This window comes from Streptomyces sp. CNT372 (genome assembly GCF_000377145.1).
Genome location: NZ_KB897778.1, coordinates 466,438 through 488,199 on the forward strand (window position 1 = coordinate 466,438; position 21,762 = coordinate 488,199).

General features: G+C 72.0%; 16 protein-coding genes. 15 read left to right on the plus strand and 1 reads right to left on the minus strand.

What is annotated here, in order from left to right; genetic code table 11:
• Positions 1-247 precede the first annotated feature (247 nt).
• The 13 genes from rplU (at position 248) to rfbC (ending at position 17,026) form a co-directional block, all read left to right on the plus strand.
• Entirely contained in the window at positions 248-568 is a 321-nt protein-coding gene (gene rplU, locus C593_RS0107330; protein ID WP_018846647.1) for a 50S ribosomal protein L21, read from the plus strand.
• Positions 569-582: 14 nt separating this feature from the next.
• Positions 583-837, plus strand: coding sequence for a 50S ribosomal protein L27 (rpmA, locus tag C593_RS0107335; RefSeq protein WP_018846648.1), 255 nt, complete (start codon positions 583-585; stop codon positions 835-837).
• A gap of 163 nt (positions 838-1,000) precedes the next feature.
• Entirely contained in the window at positions 1,001-2,437 is a 1,437-nt protein-coding gene (obgE, locus tag C593_RS0107340) for a GTPase ObgE (RefSeq protein ID WP_018846649.1), read from the plus strand.
• A 357-nt stretch (positions 2,438-2,794) separates the two neighbouring features.
• Entirely contained in the window at positions 2,795-4,816 is a 2,022-nt protein-coding gene (locus C593_RS0107345) for a glycosyltransferase family 4 protein (protein WP_018846650.1), read from the plus strand.
• A 292-nt stretch (positions 4,817-5,108) separates the two neighbouring features.
• Complete coding sequence (locus C593_RS0107350) at positions 5,109-6,608, plus strand: bifunctional cytidylyltransferase/SDR family oxidoreductase (protein ID WP_026277445.1); 1,500 nt, start codon at positions 5,109-5,111, stop codon at positions 6,606-6,608.
• Positions 6,609-6,778: 170 nt separating this feature from the next.
• Complete coding sequence (locus C593_RS0107355) at positions 6,779-8,830, plus strand: hypothetical protein (RefSeq protein WP_486591085.1); 2,052 nt, start codon at positions 6,779-6,781, stop codon at positions 8,828-8,830.
• Positions 8,831-9,073: 243 nt separating this feature from the next.
• Complete coding sequence (locus C593_RS0107360; protein WP_018846653.1) at positions 9,074-10,315, plus strand: glycosyltransferase family 2 protein; 1,242 nt, start codon at positions 9,074-9,076, stop codon at positions 10,313-10,315.
• A gap of 62 nt (positions 10,316-10,377) precedes the next feature.
• Positions 10,378-11,445, plus strand: coding sequence for a glucose-1-phosphate thymidylyltransferase (locus C593_RS0107365; RefSeq protein ID WP_018846654.1), 1,068 nt, complete (start codon positions 10,378-10,380; stop codon positions 11,443-11,445).
• Positions 11,442-12,428 carry a dTDP-glucose 4,6-dehydratase gene (gene rfbB, locus C593_RS0107370; RefSeq protein ID WP_018846655.1) on the plus strand — a complete coding sequence of 329 codons (987 nt, stop codon included), beginning with the start codon at positions 11,442-11,444 and terminating at the stop codon, positions 12,426-12,428. Before C593_RS0107365 ends, rfbB begins: the two co-directional genes overlap by 4 nt.
• On the plus strand, positions 12,425-13,336 hold the full coding sequence (gene rfbD / locus C593_RS0107375; RefSeq protein ID WP_018846656.1) for a dTDP-4-dehydrorhamnose reductase: 912 nt from the start codon (positions 12,425-12,427) through the stop codon (positions 13,334-13,336). Before rfbB ends, rfbD begins: the two co-directional genes overlap by 4 nt.
• Positions 13,337-13,414: 78 nt before the next feature.
• Positions 13,415-14,206 (plus strand): methyltransferase type 11, encoded by a 792-nt coding sequence (locus tag C593_RS0107380; protein WP_026277447.1) that lies wholly within the window; start codon positions 13,415-13,417, stop codon positions 14,204-14,206.
• A gap of 175 nt (positions 14,207-14,381) precedes the next feature.
• A complete protein-coding gene (locus tag C593_RS0107385; protein ID WP_018846658.1) occupies positions 14,382-16,379 on the plus strand; it encodes a glycosyltransferase in 1,998 nt (665 codons plus the stop codon).
• A gap of 50 nt (positions 16,380-16,429) precedes the next feature.
• A complete protein-coding gene (gene rfbC / locus C593_RS0107390) occupies positions 16,430-17,026 on the plus strand; it encodes a dTDP-4-dehydrorhamnose 3,5-epimerase (protein ID WP_018846659.1) in 597 nt (198 codons plus the stop codon).
• 93 nt (positions 17,027-17,119) lie between these two features.
• Here rfbC and C593_RS0107395 read toward each other — a convergent pair whose 3' ends face one another.
• A complete protein-coding gene (locus C593_RS0107395) occupies positions 17,120-19,228 on the minus strand; it encodes a glycosyltransferase (RefSeq protein ID WP_026277448.1) in 2,109 nt (702 codons plus the stop codon).
• A 262-nt stretch (positions 19,229-19,490) separates the two neighbouring features.
• Here C593_RS0107395 and proB point away from each other — a divergent pair, with 262 nt between their 5' ends.
• Positions 19,491-20,618: a glutamate 5-kinase gene (gene proB / locus C593_RS0107400; RefSeq protein ID WP_199790002.1), complete on the plus strand. Its 1,128-nt coding sequence runs from the start codon at positions 19,491-19,493 to the stop codon at positions 20,616-20,618.
• A 444-nt stretch (positions 20,619-21,062) separates the two neighbouring features.
• Complete coding sequence (locus tag C593_RS33635) at positions 21,063-21,491, plus strand: hypothetical protein (RefSeq protein ID WP_486591086.1); 429 nt, start codon at positions 21,063-21,065, stop codon at positions 21,489-21,491.
• The last annotated feature ends 271 nt before the right edge of the window (positions 21,492-21,762 follow it).

Sequence of the window (21,762 nt, forward strand, 5' to 3'; positions counted from 1 at the left end):
TGCCGGAGGACCGCACGCGTCCGCCCGCCGGCCGGGGTCGCGGGGTCGTGAGGACCCCGGTTTGACCCCCTGAGCAGCGGCCCGTAACCTTGACCCTCGGCGTGTTTCCCTATGCGCGCCCACTCCTGAGCAACTCCCTCCCGGGTTCCCGGGAGAGGCCGCTCGTCCGTTTCCGGATCATCCCGGGCTCCGGCCCGTGTGAGCGGCTGGCATCAGGGGTTCCGTATCGAGCGAGAGAGAGATCCGCGTGTACGCCATCGTGCGCAGCGGTGGTCGCCAGCACAAGGTTGCTGTCGGCGACATCGTCGAAGTTGACAAGATTTCCACCGCCAAGGTCGGCGACACGGTCGAGCTCTCGACCCTGCTCGTTGTCGACGGGGACGCCGTCACCAGCGACCCGTGGGTGCTGGACGGCATCAAGGTCACGGCCGAGGTCGTCGACCACCACAAGGGCGCGAAGATCGACATCCTTCGCTACAAGAACAAGACCGGCTACCGCCGCCGCCAGGGTCACCGTCAGCAGTACACGGCGATCAAGGTCACCGGCATCCCCACGGCTGCGAAGTAAGGGACTGAGGAGACATGGCACACAAGAAGGGCGCATCGTCCACCCGGAACGGTCGCGACTCCAACGCTCAGCGGCTCGGCGTGAAGCGCTTCGGCGGTCAGGTCGTCAACGCCGGTGAGATCCTGGTCCGCCAGCGTGGCACCCACTTCCACCCCGGCGCGGGCGTCGGCCGTGGCGGCGACGACACGCTGTTCGCACTGCAGCCGGGCGCCGTGGAGTTCGGCACCCACCGCGGCCGCAAGGTCGTGAACGTCGTTCCGGTCGCCTGACCGGTTCTTCTCGAGGGGCGGACCTCACTTCCCGGACGGGAAGCGGGTCCGCCCTTCGCGTGTTGAGAGACAGACAGTTCCCCCTGTCGTCCCGTATTCGGCAGTCCCGTCGTCAGCCCCGTAGTCGTTCCGCACCACCCCACCCTTCACTGGAGGCACCCCCATGACCACCTTCGTGGACCGCGTCGAGCTGCATGTCGCCGCGGGTAACGGAGGCCACGGCTGTGCCTCCGTGCACCGGGAGAAGTTCAAGCCGCTCGGCGGACCGGACGGCGGCAACGGCGGGCGGGGCGGCGATGTGATCCTCGTCGTCGACCAGTCCGTGACCACGCTGCTGGACTACCACCACAGCCCGCACCGCAAGGCCACCAACGGCCGGCCCGGCGAGGGCGGCAACCGTTCCGGCAAGGACGGCCAGGACCTGGTCCTGCCGGTGCCGGACGGCACCGTGGTCCTCGACGGCAAGGGCAACGTCCTCGCCGACCTGGTCGGCCACGGCACCACCTACATCGCCGCCGAGGGCGGCCGTGGCGGGCTCGGCAACGCGGCCCTCGCCTCCGCCCGCCGCAAGGCCCCCGGCTTCGCCCTGCTCGGCGAGCCCGGCCGCTCCGGCGACATCGTGCTGGAGCTGAAGACCGTCGCCGACGTCGCGCTGGTCGGCTACCCGAGCGCCGGGAAGTCCTCCCTGATCTCGGTCCTCAGCGCCGCCAAGCCGAAGATCGCGGACTACCCGTTCACCACCCTGGTGCCCAACCTCGGTGTGGTGACCGCCGGCTCCACCGTCTACACGATCGCCGACGTCCCCGGCCTGATCCCCGGCGCAAGCCAGGGCCGCGGGCTGGGCCTGGAGTTCCTGCGCCACGTGGAGCGCTGCTCGGTGCTGGTGCACGTCCTGGACACCGCGACGCCGGAGTCCGAGCGGGACCCGGTCTCCGACCTCGACGTCATCGAGGAGGAGCTGCGGCAGTACGGCGGTCTGGAGGACCGGCCGCGGATCGTGGTCCTCAACAAGATCGACGTCCCCGACGGCCAGGACCTCGCCGATCTGATCCGCCCGGACCTGGAGGCCCGCGGCCACCGCGTCTTCGAGGTCTCCGCGGTCGCCCACAAGGGGCTGAAGGAACTGTCCTTCGCCCTCGCCGAGATCGTGGCCGAGGCCCGTGCCGCGAAGCCGGTCGAGGAGGCGACCCGGATCGTCATCCGTCCCAAGGCGGTGGACGACGCCGGGTTCACCGTCACCCCGGAGGAGGACGGCCTGTACCGCGTTCGGGGGGAGAAGCCGGAGCGCTGGGTGCGTCAGACGGACTTCAACAACGACGAGGCCGTCGGGTACCTCGCGGACCGGCTGGCCCGGCTCGGCGTCGAGGAGGAGCTGATGAAGGCGGGCGCCCGGGCCGGGGACGGCGTCGCCATCGGGCCCGAGGACGACGCCGTGGTCTTCGACTGGGAGCCGACGGTGATGGCGGGCGCCGAGATGCTCGGCCGCCGTGGCGAGGACCACCGCTTCGAGGCCCCGCGACCTGCGGCGCAGCGCCGCCGCGACCGTGAGGCGGAGCGCGACGACGCCCAGCGCGAGTTCGACGGCTTCGAGCCCTTCTGACCGCCGCCCGGCAGCCCGCCGGGCCTGTCCGACGCGCAGCCCGGGGCCCTCGGCCCCGGCCCGCCGTACCCGCCACGGCACCCCCTCCGCACCGGGGGACCGGCCGGATCCGGCCTCCGCGAAGGGGGCGGATCCGGCCGTTTTCCGTACCGGTGGGCAACCGTGGGCCCGGTGCGCCCGTCTCAACCGGATGAAGGCGGGAAGTTCACCTGGTATGCATGCAATCGAGGCCGATCCCTCATGGTCGGCCATATCGTGCCCTGGCGTGCCGACGTCCCGCCTCGTCACGAGTACCAGTGCCGGCGGGTGACGGGTCGCCCGTCCGGTTCCTGGAGCAGCATCGAGCCGGGAGCACCGATGAAGATCTCCTTCCTCATCCACACCGTCTACGGGATCGGGGGGACCATCCGTACGACGCTGAACCTCGCGGAGGAGCTGGCCAACCGCCACGAGGTGGAGATCGTGTCGGTCTTCCGGCACCGCGACGACTTCGCGTTCGCGCTGGACCCGCGGCTGACCGTGGTCCCGCTGGTGGACACCCGCCCGGGCAGCGCCGACCGCCAGGAGCCCCGCTTCTCCGAGCCGGCCACGGCCTTCCCCCGGGCGGAGGCCCGCTACAAGGAGTACAGCCGCCTCGTCGACGACCGCGTCCGGGCGCACTACGCGGAGTCCGACGCGGACGTGGTCATCGGCACCCGGCCCGGCCTCGTCGCGTACGTCGCGCAGTTCGCCCCGGCCACCGCGGTGCGCATCGGCCAGGAGCACATGACGCACAACCACCACAAGGCGGCGCTGCGCGAGCAGATGTACGAGCACCTCGACGCCGTCGACGCGTTCGTGACCGTCTCGGAGGGCGACGCGCGGGTCTGGCGGGAGAAGACGCCCCTGCCCACGACCCGGGTCCTGTCGATCCCCAACAGCGTCCCGGAGCCTTCCGTGCCGCCCTCCGACGGCACCGGGAAGACCGTGGTCGCGGCCGGACGGCTGGCGTCGGAGAAGCAGTACGAGGTGCTGATCGAGGCCTTCGCCAAGGTCGTCGCCGTGCACCCGGACTGGTCGCTGCGCATCTACGGCTCCGGGGACCAGCGCGACCGGCTGCGGTCCCGGATCGAGGCGCTGGGCCTCTACAACGAGATCCATCTGATGGGCCCGCACGCGCCGATCGAGCCCGAGTGGGCCAAGGGCACGATCGCGGCCTCCACCTCCCGCCACGAGTCCTTCGGTATGACCCTGGTCGAGGCGATGCGCTGCGGGGTGCCGATGGTGAGCACCGACTGCGACTACGGGCCCCGGGAGATCATCGAGAACGGCGTCGACGGCCTGCTCGTCCCGGTCGGGGACGCCGACGCGGTCGCCGGGGCACTGCTGCGGCTCATCGAGGACGAGGACCTGCGCCGCTCGATGGCCGCCGCCGCGGTCCGCAGCTCCCGCCGCTTCGACCCGGGCGTGGTCACCAAGCAGTACGAGGCCCTCTTCGACGAGCTGGCCGCGGACGCCGCCCAGCGGGCGCACGTCCCCGGGGTGTCCCCGGTCGCGGACTGCGCGGTCGCCGCGGACGGCTCGGTGTCGGTGACCCTGGTCGCCCCGCTGCCCGCCGGGGTGGAGCGCGGCGCCCGCCTGGTGTGCACCCGCACCGGAGCCCGGACCGAGGTGCGGACGTACGAGGTGGACGAGGCGGGTACCGCCCTGATCCCGGCCGGCGAGTCGCTGCCCGAGGGGGTGTGGAACGTCTTCGTGGAGCTGGCCGCTTCGGGGGTCCGGGGCCGGGTCGCGGCCCGGGTGGTCGACCAGCGCGGGGCGCTGCACGCGGCCGGGCGCCGGGCGCCGGGGGACCCGGTGCGCAACCTGGTGCCGTACGAGGACAAGGCGAAGGGCGGCGCGCTGATGCTGCGCGCCTGGAACCGCGAGGTGCACGCGGAGGCCGCGGACGTCCAGGTCGATGGTGCGCGGGTCACTCTTTCGGGCAGCGTTCTCGGCCCGGCGACGGTGTCCGGTGCCCCGGTGCTCGTGCTGCGCAGACGCGGCCGGCCCACCGACGAGATCACCTTCCGCGGCGAGCGGGCGGGGGAGCGGGGGTTCCGCTTCGGCTTCGTGCAGACCGTGCTCGCCGCCTCCCAGACCACCCCCCACGACGTGTGGGACGCCTTCCTGCGGTACGCGCCCGGCGCCGACCCGGTCAGGATCGGCCGGGTCCTGGACGATGTGGTGGCCAAGCAGCGGATCTTCGTCTTCCCCCACTCGGTGACGCCCAAGCGGCGGCAGGGAACTCTCGCCCGCGCCGTGGCCAAGCGCGTGCTGCGGCGGCCGCGGAAGAAGGTGCGCGTCCGCGTCTACTACACGGTCTCCAACGACGTCGCCCTCAATGTGGTGGACCTGTAGGCGGTGTCCGGCCGGGATCCGGCGGACACCTCCCGGGCGTCCGCGCGGGGCGGGCCGCACCGGGCCGTGACGGCAGCGACACGCCCTTGTCCCGCTCATGAGTGGTTCATGCCACTCAGATGTGTGGTGTCGGTCACTCGCGGATTGCCGTGCGGTTTCTCCAACATCCCTGATCACCCGGTGAACAGCAGGTTTCCGCCCCCCGTGAGCAGGGCGTCACCCGCCTTGCGGTGCGGTAACGGAGAGTGCAACCATCGGTTTCGTCCCCCAGCCCTCGCAAGGTAGGTCGTCCGTGTCTGTGCTGCCCATAGCCAAACCCCGAACCACAGCAGTCGTGCTCGCCGGCGGCACCGGCCAGCGCGTGGGCCTGTCGATCCCCAAGCAGCTGCTGAAGATCGCCGGCAAGGCGGTCATCGAGCACACCCTGGCCATCTTCGAGCAGGCGGACTCCATCGACGACGTCATCGTGCTGATGGCGCCGGGCTATGTGCCGGACGTCGAGAAGATCGTCGCCAAGGCGGGGCTGACCAAGGTCGTCAAGATCATCGAGGGCGGCTCCACCCGCAACGAGACCACCGAGCGTGCCATCGCCGCCCTCGGCGAGGGCCTGGCCGAGGGCGAGGACCGCAACGTCCTCTTCCACGACGCCGTGCGCCCGCTGCTCTCCGCGCGCGTGATCCGCGACTGCGTGGACGCCCTGGAGCGCTACCAGGCGGTGGACGTCGCCATCCCGTCCGCGGACACCATCATCGTGACCCGCACCCACGGCGAGGACGGCGAGTTCATCACCGACGTCCCGGACCGCTCGCGGCTGCGCCGCGGCCAGACCCCGCAGGCGTTCAAGCTCTCCACGATCCGGCGGGCCTACGAGATCGCGGCCGGCGACCCGAACTTCCAGGCGACCGACGACTGCTCGGTGGTCCTGAAGTACCTGCCGGACGTGCCGATCTACGTCGTCGCGGGCGACGAGTACAACATGAAGGTCACGCAGCCGGTCGACGTCTTCATCGCCGACAAGCTCTTCCAGCTCGCCTCCACCGCGGCTCCCGGCCCGGGCGACGAGGCGGCCTACCGCGAGCTGCTCGCCGACAAGACCCTGGTCGTCTTCGGCGGCTCCTACGGCATCGGCGCGGACATCGCGCAGCTCGCCGAGTCCTACGGCGCCAGGGTCTACGCGCTGGGCCGGTCCACCACCGGCACCCACGTGGAGAACCCGGAGCACGTCGACGACGCCCTGTCCAAGGCGTACGCCGAGACGGGCCGCATCGACTACGTGATCAACACCGCGGGCGTGCTGCGGATCGGCAAGCTGGCCGAGACGGACAACACGACGATCCAGGAAGCGCTGAACGTCAACTACCTGGCGCCGGTGCAGATCGCGCGTGCCTCGCACAAGTACCTGGCGGAGACCAAGGGCCAGCTGCTGCTCTACACCTCCAGCAGCTACACCCGCGGCCGCGCCGAGTACAGCCTCTACTCCTCCACCAAGGCCGCCATGGTGAATCTCACCCAGGCCCTGGCGGACGAGTGGGCCGGCGACGGCATCCGCGTCAACTGCGTCAACCCGGAGCGCACCGCCACCCCGATGCGCACCAAGGCGTTCGGCACCGAGCCGGCCGGCTCCCTGCTGTCGTCCGAGGCCGTGGCCCGGACCTCGCTCGACGTACTGCTCTCCGAGCTGACCGGTCATGTGATCGACGTCCGGCAGCAGGACCCGACCCGCGGCGCCTCCGAGGCGTCGGGCTTCGAGCAGGCCCTCGCATCCGTCCTGGACCGTCAGGAAGATGTGTAATACTTCTTGACATTCGAACATTCGGGCCTCTGCAGTCGCTGTTCAGCGCACCGCAGAGGCCCGAGTCTGTGGAGCCGGGTCTTCACGCCTCCTCCGCAGAGCACCTCCGCAAGGCACAAACAGTCGGCACCCCCTGAAGCAGGTTCTTCGTGATTTCGAAAGCCATTCGCATGGCTCGCGTGGGCAGCGGACCCGAGCTGGCCGCGGCCGTCCTCCTGGTGCTCGGGTTCCCGTGCGTCATGCTCGCGGCGATAATCCCCAGCGTCTGGTTCTTCGCGGCGGCCGCCGCGGTGACCTATCTCGCCGACACCTACCTGCACCAGAAGTCCAGCTATCTGGTCAACCGGCTGGCCAAGGTCCGCGCGGGGCTGTCGATCCGCTTCCTGGTGCGCCAGCTGCTCCTGGTGCTGCTGCTGGCCCGCATGGGGTACGCGGAGGAGCCGCTCTTCTATGTGACGGTCGCCTGCCTCCTCGGCTTCTACGGACTCCAGGCGCCGCACGGCGCCATCGTCACCCTGCTGCGCCTGCGGCGCCGGCTGCCCGTGGTCACCCGCAATATCGACCTCTCCCACCTGCGGATTCCCGACGCCCCCCGGCGCGGTCTGATCAACCGCAGCGCCGAGAAGATGCTCCACCTCGACCTCTTCGCCTTCGTCGGGGTGCTGATCGCCCTGCTGACCGAGGTGAACCTCTTCGCCTACGCCGGGCTCGCCCTGACCCTGGTCCTCGCGATCGGGTACCTCGCCGTGCTGCTCCCGAAGCTGCGCCCGGCCGCGCTGCCCGTCCCGCAGCAGAAGGTCCTCGACGGCGTCGACACCTGGCTGCGCGAGTACCGGCCGACCGTGCTGCTGTACTTCTCCGGCTCCAAGGACTCGGCCTACCAGGTCAACATGTGGCTGGACACCATGGCGCAGCTCGGCGGCAGGCCGCTGATCCTGCTGCGCGAGCGCAACATCGTGCCCCAGCTCGGCACCACCTCGGTCCCGGTGCTCTGCGTCCCCGGCGGTGTGCACCTGATGAACCTGGACCTGTCGTCCGTGCGGGTCGCCCTGTACGCGGCGAACGTCGGCAAGAACATCCACCTGCTGCGGGTGCCGACCATGAAGCACGTCTTCATCGGCCACGGCGACAGCGACAAGCTCGCCAGCGTCAACCCGTTCAGCAAGGCGTACGACGAGGTGTGGACCGCCGGCCGGGCGGGCCGGGACCGGTACGCGCTGGCCGACGTCGGCGTGCGCGGCGAGGACATCGTCGAGGTGGGACGCCCGCAGCTCGCCCCCATCAAGACCTGGACCGGCCGCCCGCTGCACCCGGTCCCGACCGTGCTCTACGCCCCCACGTGGGAGGGCTGGGACGACAATCCCGGCAACACCTCCCTGCTGCTGGCCGGCGAGAACATCGTCCGCCGGCTGCTCAACGCCGCCGACCCGGTGCGGGTGATCTACAAGCCGCACCCCTTCACCGGCACCCGCGACCCGCGCGCCAAGGCCGTCCACCTGCGGATCACCGCCATGCTCGAGCAGGCCGCCGCCGAGCGCGCCCGTGAGCCGCGCTGGGTCCGGGAGGCCGCCGCGCACGCCGCGGACCAGGCCGCCGCGCGCGCCGAGCTCCAGCGGATCGAGGCCCGCCTCGCCGAGCTGTCCGGCAGCACCCGCACCGGCCGGGACGAGGCCGAGGAGTCCCGCGACTCGATCGCCGACCCGGTGCGCGAGGCGGAGACCGCGAAGCTCAAGGAGGAGTGGAACGCCGCGTACTGGCGCTCCTTCGGCTGGTGGGAGCACAAGACCGTCACCGGTCCCGAGCCCCGGCTGTACGACTGCTTCAACGAGTCGGACGGCATGGTCTCGGACATCTCCAGCGTGGTCTCGGACTTCATCGCCAGCGGCAAGCCGTACGCGGTGACCGACTCCGCGGCCCTGGGCGAGGCCGAGTTCAAGCGGCAGAACACCGCCGTGCGTGCCGCGGTGATCCTCTCCAACAGCGCGGCGGAGCTGGACGAACTGCTCACCGCCGTGACCGACCGGGCCGCCGACCCGCGTGCCGAGGCCCGCGCCGAACTGAAGGAGTACCTGCTCGGTCCCGACGAGCCGACCTCCATCGAGCAGTTCGAGGCGGCGGTGCAGGCGCTCTCGGCCAAGGCGGAGGCCCGCAACGCCGGGGTGCAGCAGCGCCTCGCGGAGCCGGAGCAGGCACCGGGGCTGGACGACTCGGCCGTCGCCTGACGCCCGGAACGCCTGGCGTCCGGAAGCCCTGACGCTCCGGAACCGCTGACTGCCCGGAACCGCTGACGTCCTGAAGCCCCGGGCCGCAGGACGCGGCACGGCCGGTGGCCCGGCCCCCTCGGCGAGATCCGGGGCGGGCCACCGGCCGTTCGTACGCACGCTGTGGGCGATTCGGGTGGGCTGTGGCCCGTCCGACGGAGCGTCGGAGGCACCCTTTCGGCCACCGGATTGTCTTGTAGGCATATGAAGGACGACGCGGTACCCGACGTGAGCGTGGTCGTCGGCGCCTACGAGGCCATGCCCTATCTGATCCGCTGCCTGGAATCGGTGGAGTCGCAGACCCTGGGCGCCGACCGCATCGAGCTCGTCGCCGTCGACGACGGCGCGACCGACGGCACGGCCGAGTACCTGGACGAGTTCGCCGCCCGGACGAAGGTGCCCACCACCGTCGTCCACCAGCCCAACTCCGGCGGCCCCAGCGGCCCCCGCAACACCGGCCTCGCCCGCGCCCGCGGCCGCTACGTCTTCTTCCTGGACGCGGACGACTACCTCGGCGACGAGGCCCTGGAGCGCATGGTGGCGATGGCCGACCGCGCCGGGACCGATGTCGTCCTCGGCAGGATGGCCGGGCGCGGGCGCGGGGTGCCCCGCTCGATGTTCACCCGGACCCAGGAGCGCGTGGACGTCTTCACCTCGCGGGTCATCTTCTCGCTCAGCGCCCAGAAGCTCTTCCGCCGCGAACTCCTGGTGCGCACCGGCCTCACCTTCGACGAGAGGCTTGCCACCGGGGAGGACTCCCTCTTCACCATGGAGGCGTACCTGCGGGGCGCTGGCGTCTCCGTGGTCGCGGACTACGACTGCTACTACCTGGTGGGGCGGGAGGACGGCAAGCACGCGACCCGGCGGGGCGACCACCGGGACCGCTTCGCCGCGCTGACCGCCCTCACCGATCTGATCGCCCGTCTGGTGCCGCCGGGCCCGCGCCGGGACCAGCTGATGGTGCGTCCGTTCACGGTCGGCCTGCTCCAGCAGTTCGGGCCCGCGCTGCTGGGCCGCCCGGAGGCCGAGCAGCGGGAGAGACTGCGCCTCGCCCGGGCGATGACCGGCCCGCACTGGAACCGCGGCGTCGCCAGGCGCATCAAGGTGGGTGAGCGGCTGGTGCTGGAGTGCGTGGCGCGCGGGCGGCTGGATCTCCTGCGCGACATGCTGGAGTTCACCGCCGCGGGCTCGGTGCCCGAGGTGGTGCGCGGGCGGCTCACCGGCCGTATGCGGCTCGCGTATCCGCACTTCGGCGACCGGGCCTCGGGCCTGCCGCGCTCGGTGTACGAGGTGACCGTCCCGGACTGGTCGGGTGACCGCCGGGTGACACCGGGCGTCCCCGGCCCGTTTCCCGGAAGAGTCTGGCGACGGGCCCGCCGGGAGGCCGGCCGGCTGCGGCGGCGGGTGGCCCGGCGGCCGGTCGGGCGGACCGGGAAGGATAGGTAACATCGGATGTGCTGGAGCGGTAAGGGCTCTGGAAATACTCTCGAAACTTTGGGGCAGGGGCAGTGAAGGCACTCGTACTTTCCGGGGGGGCGGGCACTCGGCTGCGTCCGATCACGCACACGTCCGCCAAGCAGTTGGTGCCCGTTGCCAACAAGCCCGTGCTCTTCTACGGCCTGGAGGCCATCGCCGAGGCCGGGATCACCGAGGTCGGTGTCATCGTCGGTGACACCGCCGACGAGATCCGCGAAGCCGTCGGCGACGGTTCGCAGTTCGGCGTCAAGGTCACCTACATCCCGCAGGACAAGCCGCTCGGCCTCGCCCACGCGGTCATCATCGCCCGTGAGTTCCTGGCCGACGACGACTTCGTGATGTACCTCGGCGACAACTTCATCGTCGGCGGCATCACCGGTCTCGTCGACGAGTTCCGCGCCGAGCGCCCCGACGCGCAGATCCTGCTGACCCAGGTGCCCAACCCCACCTCCTTCGGTGTCGCCGAACTGGACGCCCAGGGACGGGTCGTGGGCCTGGAGGAGAAGCCGAAGGAGCCCAAGAGCGACCTGGCCCTGGTCGGCGTGTACCTGTTCACCTCGGCCATACACGAGGCGGTCCGGTCCATCGAGCCGTCGTGGCGCGGCGAGCTGGAGATCACCCACGCCATCCAGTGGCTGATCGACCGGCAGCGGGACGTCCGCTCGACCACGATCCACGGCTACTGGAAGGACACCGGCAACGTCACCGACATGCTGGAGGTCAACCGGTCCGTCCTGGAGGGCGTCGAGCCGGTCAACGAGGGCACGGTCGACGGGGACAGCGAGATCATCGGGCGCGTCCGGATCGAGCCCGGCGCGCGGATCACGGGCAGCCGGATCGTCGGCCCCGTGATCATCGGCGCGGACTCCGTGATCAGCGACGCGTACGTGGGCCCGTTCACCTCCGTCTCGGAGGGCTGCCGCATCGAGGACAGCGAGATCGAGTACTCGATCGTCCTGCGCGGCGCCTCCGTCACCGGTGTCCGCCGCGTGGAGGCCTCCCTGATCGGGCGGGACGTCGAGGTCACCCCGGCCCCCCGCAACCCGTCCGCCCACCGACTCGTCCTCGGCGACCACAGCAAGGTGCAGATCTCCTCATGACCACCAAGATCCTCGTGACCGGCGGCGCCGGCTTCATCGGCTCGCACTACGTCCGCACGGTCCTCGGCCCCCAGGGCCCCGGCGACGTGTCCGTCACGGTGCTGGACAAGCTCACCTACGCGGGCAACCCGGCCAACCTGGACGAGGTCCGCGACCACGAGGGCTTCGCCTTCGTGCAGGGCGACATCTGCGACCCGGAGCTGGTCGGCAAGCTGATGGCCGACCACGACCAGGTCGTCCACTTCGCCGCCGAGTCCCATGTGGACCGCTCCATCGACGGCGGCGCGGAGTTCGTGCGCACCAACGTCGTGGGCACCCACACCCTGATCGACGCCGCCCACCGGGCCGGCATAAAGACCTTCGTGCACATCTCCACCGACGAGGTCTACGGCTCGATCGACGAGGGCTCCTGGCCCGAGACCCACCCGCTGCAGCCCAACTCGCCGTACTCCTCGGCCAAGGCGTCCAGCGACCTGATCGCGCTGTCGTACCACCGCACGCACGGCCTCGACGTCCGGGTCACCCGGTGCTCCAACAACTACGGGCACCACCACTTCCCGGAGAAGGTCATCCCGCTGTTCATCACCAACCTGCTGGACGGCAAGAAGGTCCCGCTGTACGGCGACGGCGGCAACGTCCGCGACTGGCTGCACATCGACGACCACGTCCAGGGCATCGAGCTGGTGCGCACCAGGGGCCGCGCCGGCGAGGTCTACAACATCGGCGGCGGCACCGAGCTGTCCAACAAGGAGCTCACCGGCCTGCTGCTCAAGGCGTGCGGCGCCGACTGGGACACCAGCGTCGAGTACGTCACCGACCGCAAGGGCCACGACCGCCGCTACTCCGTGGACTGCACCAAGATCCGCGAGGAGCTGGGCTACGAGCCCCGCAAGGACTTTGCGACCGGCCTCGCCGAGACGGTCCAGTGGTACCGCGAGAACCGTGCCTGGTGGGAGCCCCTGAAGGAGCGTGCCGCCCTGTGACCACCTGGCTGGTGACCGGCGGGGACGGCATGCTCGCCCGCGACGTGCGCGCCCGGCTGGCGGCCGACGGGACCGAGGCCGTCGCCCCGGCCCGTGCCGCGCTCGACATCACCGACCCCGAGTCGGTGCGCGCCGCCCTCGCGGAGCACCGCCCGGCCGTGGTGGTCAACTGCGCGGCCTGGACGGACGTGGACGGCGCGGAGACGGCGGAGGAGGCCGCCCACGCGGTCAACGCGGCCGGCCCCCGCCTCCTCGCCGAGGCGTGCAAGGAGGCCGGCGCCGTCCTGGTGCACGTCTCCACCGACTACGTCTTCGCCGGCGACGCGGAGACGCCCTACGCGGAGGACGCGCCGACCGCCCCCCGGAGCGCCTACGGGCGCACCAAGGAGGCGGGGGAGCGGGCGGTGCTGGAGCTGCTGCCCGAGTCCGGTTACGTCGTCCGCACCGCCTGGCTCTACGGCGAGGGCGGCGGCAACTTCGTCCGCACCATGATCCGCCTGGAGTCGCAGCGCGAGACCCTGGACGTGGTGGACGACCAGCGCGGCCAGCCGACCTGGAGCGCGGACCTGGCCGATCTGCTGGTGCGGATCGGCCGGGGCGGCCTCGACGGTTCGGTGCCGCCGGGCGTGCACCACGGCACCAGCTCCGGCGAGACCACCTGGTTCGAGCTGACCCGGGAGATCTTCCGTCTGCTGGGCGCCGACCCGGAGCGGGTCCGTCCGACGACGAGCGAGGCGTTCGTGCGTCCGGCCCCCCGCCCGGCGTACAGCGTCCTCGGGCACGACGGGCTCCGGAGCGCCGGGATCGAACCCCTTCGCGACTGGCGGCAGGCGCTCGCCGAGGCGTTCCCGAAGCTGCTCGCCGCGGAGCGTCCGGCGGGCGACACGCCCGACGCTACCCGCCGGTAGATGTTTACCGACGGGTTGCCGACCCGCTAACTTCGCTGGGAATCAATAAAGTTGATTCCCAGCGAAGGGCCCCACAAGGTGGACCGTCACAGTTTTCTGCGTCACCTGCACAGTGTGTACAAGCCCCGGAACTACCTGGAGATCGGGGTCAACGACGGGCGCAGCCTGACGCTGTCCCGCGTTCCTTCGGTGGCGGTCGATCCCGCCTTCCGGGTCGTGACGGAACTGAGCTGCGACGTACACCTCGTCAGAGCGACCAGTGACGACTTCTTCGCGCGCAAGGATCCACTGCTGCACCTTCGCAACGGACGTAATCCATTCCGGGCGCTCGCCCGCAAGGATCCGATGAATCTGTTCGGATCCGACCCCAAACTCGAACTCGCATTCATCGACGGGATGCATCTCTTCGAGTTCGCGCTGCGCGACTTCATGAATGTCGAGAAGCATTCCCGCTGGTCCAGCGTGATCGTCCTGGACGACATGCTGCCGCGGAACATCGACGAGGCCGCCCGCGACCGTCACACCGACGCCTGGACCGGTGACGTCTACAAGGTCGCCACCGTGCTGCGCCGTCACCGCCCCGACCTCGTCGTGGTCGAGGTGGACACCCAGCCCACCGGTGTGGTGCTGGTCTTCGGCGCCGACCCGCTGAGCACGGTCCTCAAGCGCTCCTACGACGCGATCACCGAGGAATACGTCGTTCCCGATCCGCAGGACGTCCCCGAGGAAGTGCTGGTGCGCAAGAACGCCGTCCAGCCGGAGGCGCTGCTGGGCGCGGACTTCTGGCCCGATCTCGTCCGGGCCCGCAACCTGCGGCGGCCGCGGTCCGCATTCGAGGGTCTGCGCGGCAGAATTCCCCGTTCCGCATAAGCGCTCAGGCGGGATCGCCCGACCGTACGACGCCTCTCGCCGAAGCGGCGGCCACCCGGCACCCGGGGCCGCCGCTCCGGCGAGAAGGCTGCCCGGGGCAACAGGATATTCTTGGGCTCCCGTGCTCCCGCACTCCAGATTGCCGGAGCTGCCTGCGGACATTGGGAGTTGCTGGATGCCGGTCAAGGTGAGCGTCGTCATACCCGTCTACAACCCGGGCGAGTACATAGAGGACTGCATAGCCTCGCTGCTGCGCCAGAGCCTGCCGGACGACGAGTACGAGGCGATCTTCGTCAACGACGGCTCGACCGACGAGACGCCCGCCCGGCTGGACCGGCTGGCGGCCGAGCACCCCCACATGCGCGTGATCCACCAGGAGGCCTCCGGCTGGTCCGGAAAGCCGCGCAACGCGGGTATCGCCGCCGCCCGCGGCGAGTACGTGATGTTCGTCGACAACGACGACTGGCTGGGCGACGAGGCGCTTGAGCGCATGTACGAGTACGGCGTCGCCCACCAGGCCGACATGGTCATCGGGAAGATGGCGGGCAAGGGCCGCCCGGTGCCGCTGGAGCTGTTCCGGGTGAACCGCCCCCGGGCCTCCGTCGAGAACGCGCCGCTGATCGACAGCCTCACCCCGCACAAGATGCTCCGCAAGGAGTTCCTCGACCGGCACGAGCTGCGCTTCATGGAGGGCCGGCGCCGTCTGGAGGACCACGTCTTCGTCGCGGAGGCGTACCTGCTCGCTGAGAACATATCCGTCCTCAGCGACTACCTCTGCTACTACCACGTCAAGCGCGAGGACGCCTCCAACGCCGGCTTCCAGCGCTTCGACCCGGTCGGCTACTTCAAGAACCTGCGCGAGGCCCTGGACGTCGTCGAGCGGCACACCGAGCCCGGCGCCCTGCGCGACAAGCTGTTCCGCCGCTGGCTGCGCAACGAGATGGTGGAGCGGCTGCGCGGCAAGCGCCTGCTCGCCCTCCCCGAGGACTACCGCAAGGAGCTGTTCGCCGAGATCCGGGGCGTCGTCACCGAGCGCTTCGGCCCCGGTGTCGCCGCCGGGATGCAGCCGATCCAGCAGATCGTCGCCGCCCTGATCGTCGCCGACCGCCTCTCCGACGTCGAGGAACTGGCCCGCTGGGAGGCCGGCATCCGGCCCACCGGTGTGCTGGAGAGCCTGGGCTGGGAGGACGGGCGGCTGGAGGTCGCCTTCACCGCCGAGTACGAGGTCGACGGCGAGCCCCTGCGCTACCGGGACGTCAACGGCAAGGACCTGCTGGACTTCCGCCTCGCCGACGCCACCCGCGAGGCGATCGCCGAGACGGGCGTCGAGCCGCTGGCCGCGCTGGAGCGTGCCAAGGTCGACCTCGTGGTCCGCGAGCGCGCCACGGCCGCCGAGTTCTTCCAGACCGTCGAGTTCACCCGCGAGCGCCTGCCCGAGGGCGAGGGCTTCCGCTCGCTCCTCCTCGCCAGGAGCGGTATCGACAGCGAGACCGCCGCCAACGGCGCCCCGCTGGGCAAGGGCATCTGGGACGTCCTCATCCGCATCAGCGCCTCCGGCTGGACCAAGGAGACCCGCCTCGGCGCCGTGCGCGCCGCCGACGCCGAGACCGGCCGCAAGGGCTCCCTGGCCGGTTCGCCGCGACGCCTGGTCCTGCCCTACTGGACCGAGCCGCACAGCAACCTCTCGCTCGACGTCGACCACGCCACCAGCAAGCTCGACCGCGATGTGGCCTCCCTCACAGTCGCGGAAACGGTTCTGTCGGACGGCCGGATCAGCTTCCCGCTGCCTCTCGCGGTGACCGGCGAGGAGCCGGTCGCCCTGCGCTTCAAGCGGCCCGGCGCCGACCGCCCCACCGAGGTCGGGGCCACCCTGACGCCCGGCGACGACGGCCGCGCCGTCCTCTCCGCGGCCCTGCCCGCCGACCCGGCGGCGCCCGCCGAGGGCCGTGTCGAGCTGGGCCTGCCGTCCGCGGACCGGGGCAAGCCGCGCTGGACGGCCCTGCCTCTCGTGCTCACCCCGTCCGCCGACGGTACGGTGCGGGTCCGGCACGCCGCGGAGGTCGCGGCCGAGGCCAAGGCGGCACGGGACCGGGCCGCGGCCGCCCGCACGGCGCCCCGGCCCTCGCTGCTGCGCCGCACGGTGCGCCGCGTCCGCCGCGCCCTGTCGAAGTAGCCACCGCGCCGACGGCGCGTCACCACCGCAAGAACGAGAACGGAAACCGTATGCGACCTCTGTCCATCGAAGGCGCCTGGGTGCACGAGCCCAAGGTGTTCACCGACGATCGCGGCAGCTTCCACGAGTGGTTCCGGGGCAACGACTTCCTGGAGGCCACCGGCCAGCACCTCGCCCTGGCGCAGGCCAACTGCTCCGTCTCCCGCCGGGGCACCCTGCGGGGCATCCACTTCGCGGACGTGCCGCCGAGCCAGGCCAAGTACGTCAAGTGCGTGCGGGGCTCGGTCCTGGACGTCGTCGTGGACATCCGCGTCGGCTCTCCCACGTACCGGCAGTGGGAGATCGTCCGGCTGGACGACGAGTCGCACCACGCGGTCTACCTCTCGGAGGGCCTCGGACACGCCTTCTTCGCGCTGACCGACGACGCCACCGTCGTCTACCTGTGCTCGGAGGGGTACGCGCCCGAGCGGGAGCACGGGATCCACCCGCTCGACCCGGAGCTGGGCATCGAGTGGCCGGCGGACATCCTGCCCCTGCTGTCCGCCAAGGACGAGGAGGCGCCCACCCTGGCGGAGGCGGAGGCGCGGGGCCTGCTGCCCCGGTACGCCGACTGCGTCTCGTTCCGCGAGGAGCTGCGGGGACGCTGAGCGTCGCGCGGCCCGGGGGGCCGGGGCTTCGAGCCCGGGCCCCGGGCCGCCCGCGACCCGGCCCCTGCGACCGGGGGCGGTCGTGGTTCGTCGTCAGCCGAGGAGGCGCGCCGCCAAGCGGCGCGCCTTCTTGCGCCGGCGGGGCGGCAGCCGGCGCACGACGGGGCCCGCGATCGCCTTCGCGGCCCGCCGTACCGCCGCCTTCCGCCGCTGCCGGGTGATACTCCGCAGCGAGGCCGGGTCCGGGACGGGCAGGGCCGGGTCGATCCGGAGGAGCCCGCCGGGGGCGACCTCCGCCGCGCACAGGTCGAGCGGGGCCGCCCGGTCGCCGTCCAGCCGTACGCCGAGCCGCCAGGCGCCGGGCGGGGCCCCCGCGACCCTGCGTTCCACGGTCAGCTGGGCCCGGCCCTGAGCCGGGCGCAGCACACCCGGCCAGGTGTGCACCACCGAGGGCTGCGGGCCGTCCGGCTCTCCCGCCCCCTCCACCGGCTTGCTGAGGACCAGCTCCACCGGGACGGGCCCGGTCGCCGGGGCGGTGACGATGCCGAGCCGCAGCTCGGTGGTGCGTCCCGGCATCCGCAGCACCGTGCGGTCGCGCAGATGCGGCCCGAGGGTCTTGCCCCGGCGGTCGACGTCCAGGGTGAGATTGCTGTGCGGGTGGGTGAAGTAGGGGATCACCGGACGGGCCCCGGAGGTCAGCAGTGCGGGCTCCGGGAGGTCGGGGATGTGCTCCGCCCGGTCGGCACCCAGCCGTGCCTTGCGCACCAGCCCGAAGCCCCGGACGGGGACCCAGGCGTCCCAGAAGCCGCGCCGGAGCCTGCCGTACACCGCGCCGTTGCCGCCCGCCACGCCCTTCCCGCCGGCGGGTGCGAGGCGGGCCGTGCCGCGCACGACGAGCTCGCAGGTCTCCTCGCCCTCCGCGTCGCCCTCGTCCAGGGCCTCCAGCCGGCGTTCCGTCTCGGCCGGGCAGGGCCACTCGACGGCCTTCTCCCGGTCCCGCAGGGAGAGTTCCGCGGTGAAGCCGTCGAGGTCGTCGGTCACGTCGAGGAGGCGGCCCGGGGGGAGGAAGCCCGCGGTGATGTCCGGGTGCACACAGAGCCGGCCGTCGCGGCGCACCAGCTTCAGCGGCCGCTTCTCCTCGCCGTGCACCAGGCGGGCCGTGAAGCGGAGCGAGAGCCGGTCGCTCCCGGCGTCCCAGCTCAGGTCGTCCAGGCGGGCCGCGCCCTTGACGGTGGCGGCGAACCGGGCGAGGCGCACCAGCCCTTCGGCGTCGTCCTCGCGCAGCAGGGCGGCGCGCAGGCGGAGCAGGGGGCCCATGCCGTCCTGCACGGAGTCGCCCATGAAGTCCTCGGCGAGCGGCCGGACCGCGTCCACCATCTCCCGCAGATAGGCGTCGTCGTACTTCAGCACGGCGGGTTCGCTGAGGCGGCCGAGCATCTCGACGCGGTAGAAGCGGCGCAGCACCTTGTCCCGGAAGGGGCCGGGCTCGGTGTTGGCGACCACGACGTCGAGGACCTCGCGGAGGTTGGCGTAGTACCCGGCGGGCACGACCCGGGCCGACCCGGCGTTCTTGCCGTCGTCCCGCTTCGAGTAGTAGTAGCAGGTGTACGAGCCGACGATGGACACGTTCTCGGCGGGGAAGTACGCCCGCATCATGTAGAGCTGGTCCTCCAGCCGGCGCTTCCCCTCGGGGTAGGCGATGCCGTGCTCACGCAGGAAGGCGACCCGGAACATCTTGTGCGGGGTCAGGCTGTCGAACAGCGGCGCGGTGCGCAGGGTGCACTTCTCGCGGTCCCGGCGGAAGACGCCGTGCGGCACCCCGCGGAAGTCGCTGGCGACCTTGCCGAGGACGATGTCCGAGCCGTTGCGGTGCCCCATGTCGTAGAGGCGGCGCAGCGCGTCCGGGCCCAGGTGGTCGTCCTGGTCGAGGAACTGGACGTACTCGCCGCGCGCCTCGGCGACCCCGATGTTGCGCGGCTTGCCCGGCCAGCCGGAGTTCGGGATGCGGACGATCCGGAAGTTCGGGTGCCTCCGGGCCAGTTCGGCGAGCCGCTGCGGGGTGTCGTCCGTGGAGCCGTCGTCGATGAAGACGGCCTCGAACTCCTCCGCCGGGAGGGTCTGCCGGATCAGGGAGTCGATGCAGGGATCGATGTACCGGCCGGGGTTGTAGACCGGGATGACGACGCTCACTTTGACCGACACAGCAGTGTCCCCGTCTCGTGTAGGCAGCGGACGCGAAGGCGTGTCCGCGCTCCTGCCGCGTGTCCGCTTTCGCCTCCTTCGCACCCTAACCACGGTCGGTGCGGGTTTTCCGGGACCGGGACGCATCCGGCACGGGATGTCGCCTCGAAGGGAGCCGCGACCGTCCGTCCGGCGGCGGAACGCGTACCACCGGGGCCGTCCCCGCTGTCCAGCGGCCGGAACACGTGCGCGCCCGCGCCCGGTCCTGGCATAGATTCCTCGTGTGACAGAGGCGAGACAGCAGGTGACAGAGGCCCGGAGGATCGTCGTCAAGGTGGGCTCCTCCTCCTTGACGACCGCCGCGGGCGGGCTCGACGCCGACCGCGTGGACGCGCTGGTCGACGTCCTGGCCAAGGTGCGCAGCGGCGGCGAGAAGGAGATAGTCCTGGTCTCCTCCGGCGCCATCGCGGCCGGCCTCGCCCCGCTCGGCCTCGCCCGCCGCCCCAAGGACCTCGCCCGCCAGCAGGCCGCCGCCAGTGTCGGGCAGGGGCTGCTGGTCGCCCGCTACACCGCCTCCTTCGCCCGGTACGGGGTCCGCGTCGGCCAGGTCCTGCTGACCAGCGACGACACCAGCCGCCGGGCCCACTACCGCAACGCCTACCGCACCCTGGACCAGTTGCTGGAGATGGGCGCGGTGCCGGTCGTCAACGAGAACGACACCGTCGCCACCGACGAGATCCGCTTCGGCGACAACGACCGCCTCGCCGCCCTGGTCGCCCACCTCGTCCGCGCGGACCTGCTGGTCCTCCTCTCCGACGTGGACGGCCTCTACGACGGCGACCCGTCCCGCCCCGGCACGGCCAGGATCGAGGAGGTCCGGGGGCCCGGCGACATCGCGCATGTGCAGATCGGCAGCGCGGGCAAGGCGGGCGTCGGGACCGGCGGCATGGTCACCAAGGTGGAGGCCGCGCGGATCGCCGCCGCTGCCGGGGTGCCCGTCGTCCTCACCTCCGCGAGCCGGGCCGCCGACGCCCTCGCGGGCCGGGACACCGGCACCTTCTTCCACGCGACCGGGCGTCGCTCGGCGGACCGGCTGCTGTGGCTCGCCCACGCCTCCACACCCCAGGGGTCGCTGACCCTCGACGAGGGTGCCGTGCGGGCCGTGGTGCACGGGCGCAAATCACTGCTGCCGGCCGGAATCGCCTCCGTGGACGGGGAGTTCACCGCGGGCGACCCGGTGGAGCTGCGCGACACCGAGGGCCGCCCGGTCGCCCGCGGGCTGGTCAACTTCGACGCCCGGGAGATCCCGCAGCTCCTCGGCCGCTCCACCCGGGAACTGGCGCGCGAGCTCGGCCCGGCGTACGAACGCGAAGTCGTACACCGCGACGATCTCGTCGTCCTGGAGGGCTGACCGGCCCCGAACCGGCCCCGAAAGGGCGGAAAGTCCTGCCCTGGGGCCGAGACCTTTACCAAAACGGCCCCACGCCCTGCCGTGGGCTGGTCAACTTTGTTGCGGACCCGCGGGATCCACGGGTCGCGACGACGCAGCAACAGGAGGCGGCCGGTGAGACGAGCGCGCCCTGGGGACATGCCCCGAGCCAACGGGAGGCCCACCCAGGCCCGCCGGGCGGCGGGCGACGAGCGGACCCTGACGAGTGTCGGCGGAGCGGCCGACGCGGGGGCCGACGCGGGGGAACGGCCGGCCGAGGCACCGGGGCCGGCGGGCGCGCCGGGTTCGCCCGCCGGGGCGGTCGACACCCCTGCCCCTGGGCCTGAGGCCGTGCCGCACGGTCCCGCACGGGTCCACGGACCGGTGGCGTCGGCCCCGGTGGCGCCGGTGAAGGCGGTGGGTCCGTTGGGCCCTGCGGACGCCGCGGACGCCGCGAGCACCGCAGAGGCGCCGACGACGGGCGAGGCGGGCGGCGGTGCGCCGGAGCAGCCGCTGTCCCGGCTGTGGCACATCACCCTCAGCGTCTCGGGCGCGGCGGCGCCGCTCCAGGAGGTGCGGCGCGGCCTCGAACAGCTCGCCCACGACCACCCCTTCCTGCTGACCAGCCGCTACGCCACCGACCACGCGGAGATCCGCTACTGGGAGGAGGCCCGCGACCTCCACGACGCGGCGGCCGTCGCCCTGCGCCTGTGGGGCGAGCACCGCTCCACGGCGAAGCTGCCGCCGTGGGAGATCGTCGGTCTGGAGGTCATCGACCGGCAGACCTACCACCTCCGCGTGGCCGAGGGCTACGGGCCGCCACCGGCCTCCCGGGTGGGCGTCCACCCGTACTGACGCCGACCGGGGCCGGCCCGGTCCGGCCCCGGTCGGCGTCAGTGGCCGGCGGGCCCGGTCCGGGCTTGGCGGACCGGGCCGGCTGAGGGTGCCGCTCCGGGGCGGCTTCACCGGCCCTGCCCCGGCCGGCCCTGCGCCCCGGCCGGGGCCCGCGCGTGCCGGGCCGGGATCGGGGCCGCGCGGGCCGGTCCGGGAGCCGGCCGGTGGCCCGGTCCGGGACGGGTGCTTCCTTCGGTTCTGTCTCGCTTTCGTCTCGTAGTGCGGGATACCC

Excerpts from the sequence above, each read along its gene's own strand:
- rpmA (WP_018846648.1), top strand. The coding sequence starts at position 583 with ATGGCACACAAGAAGGGCGCATCGTCCACCCGGAACGGTCGCGACTCC.
- obgE (WP_018846649.1), top strand. The coding sequence starts at position 1,001 with ATGACCACCTTCGTGGACCGCGTCGAGCTGCATGTCGCCGCGGGTAAC.
- C593_RS0107345 (WP_018846650.1), top strand. The coding sequence starts at position 2,795 with ATGAAGATCTCCTTCCTCATCCACACCGTCTACGGGATCGGGGGGACC.
- C593_RS0107355 (WP_486591085.1), top strand. The coding sequence starts at position 6,779 with ATGGCTCGCGTGGGCAGCGGACCCGAGCTGGCCGCGGCCGTCCTCCTG.
- C593_RS0107360 (WP_018846653.1), top strand. The coding sequence starts at position 9,074 with ATGAAGGACGACGCGGTACCCGACGTGAGCGTGGTCGTCGGCGCCTAC.
- rfbB (WP_018846655.1), top strand. The coding sequence starts at position 11,442 with ATGACCACCAAGATCCTCGTGACCGGCGGCGCCGGCTTCATCGGCTCG.
- C593_RS0107385 (WP_018846658.1), top strand. The coding sequence starts at position 14,382 with ATGCCGGTCAAGGTGAGCGTCGTCATACCCGTCTACAACCCGGGCGAG.
- rfbC (WP_018846659.1), top strand. The coding sequence starts at position 16,430 with ATGCGACCTCTGTCCATCGAAGGCGCCTGGGTGCACGAGCCCAAGGTG.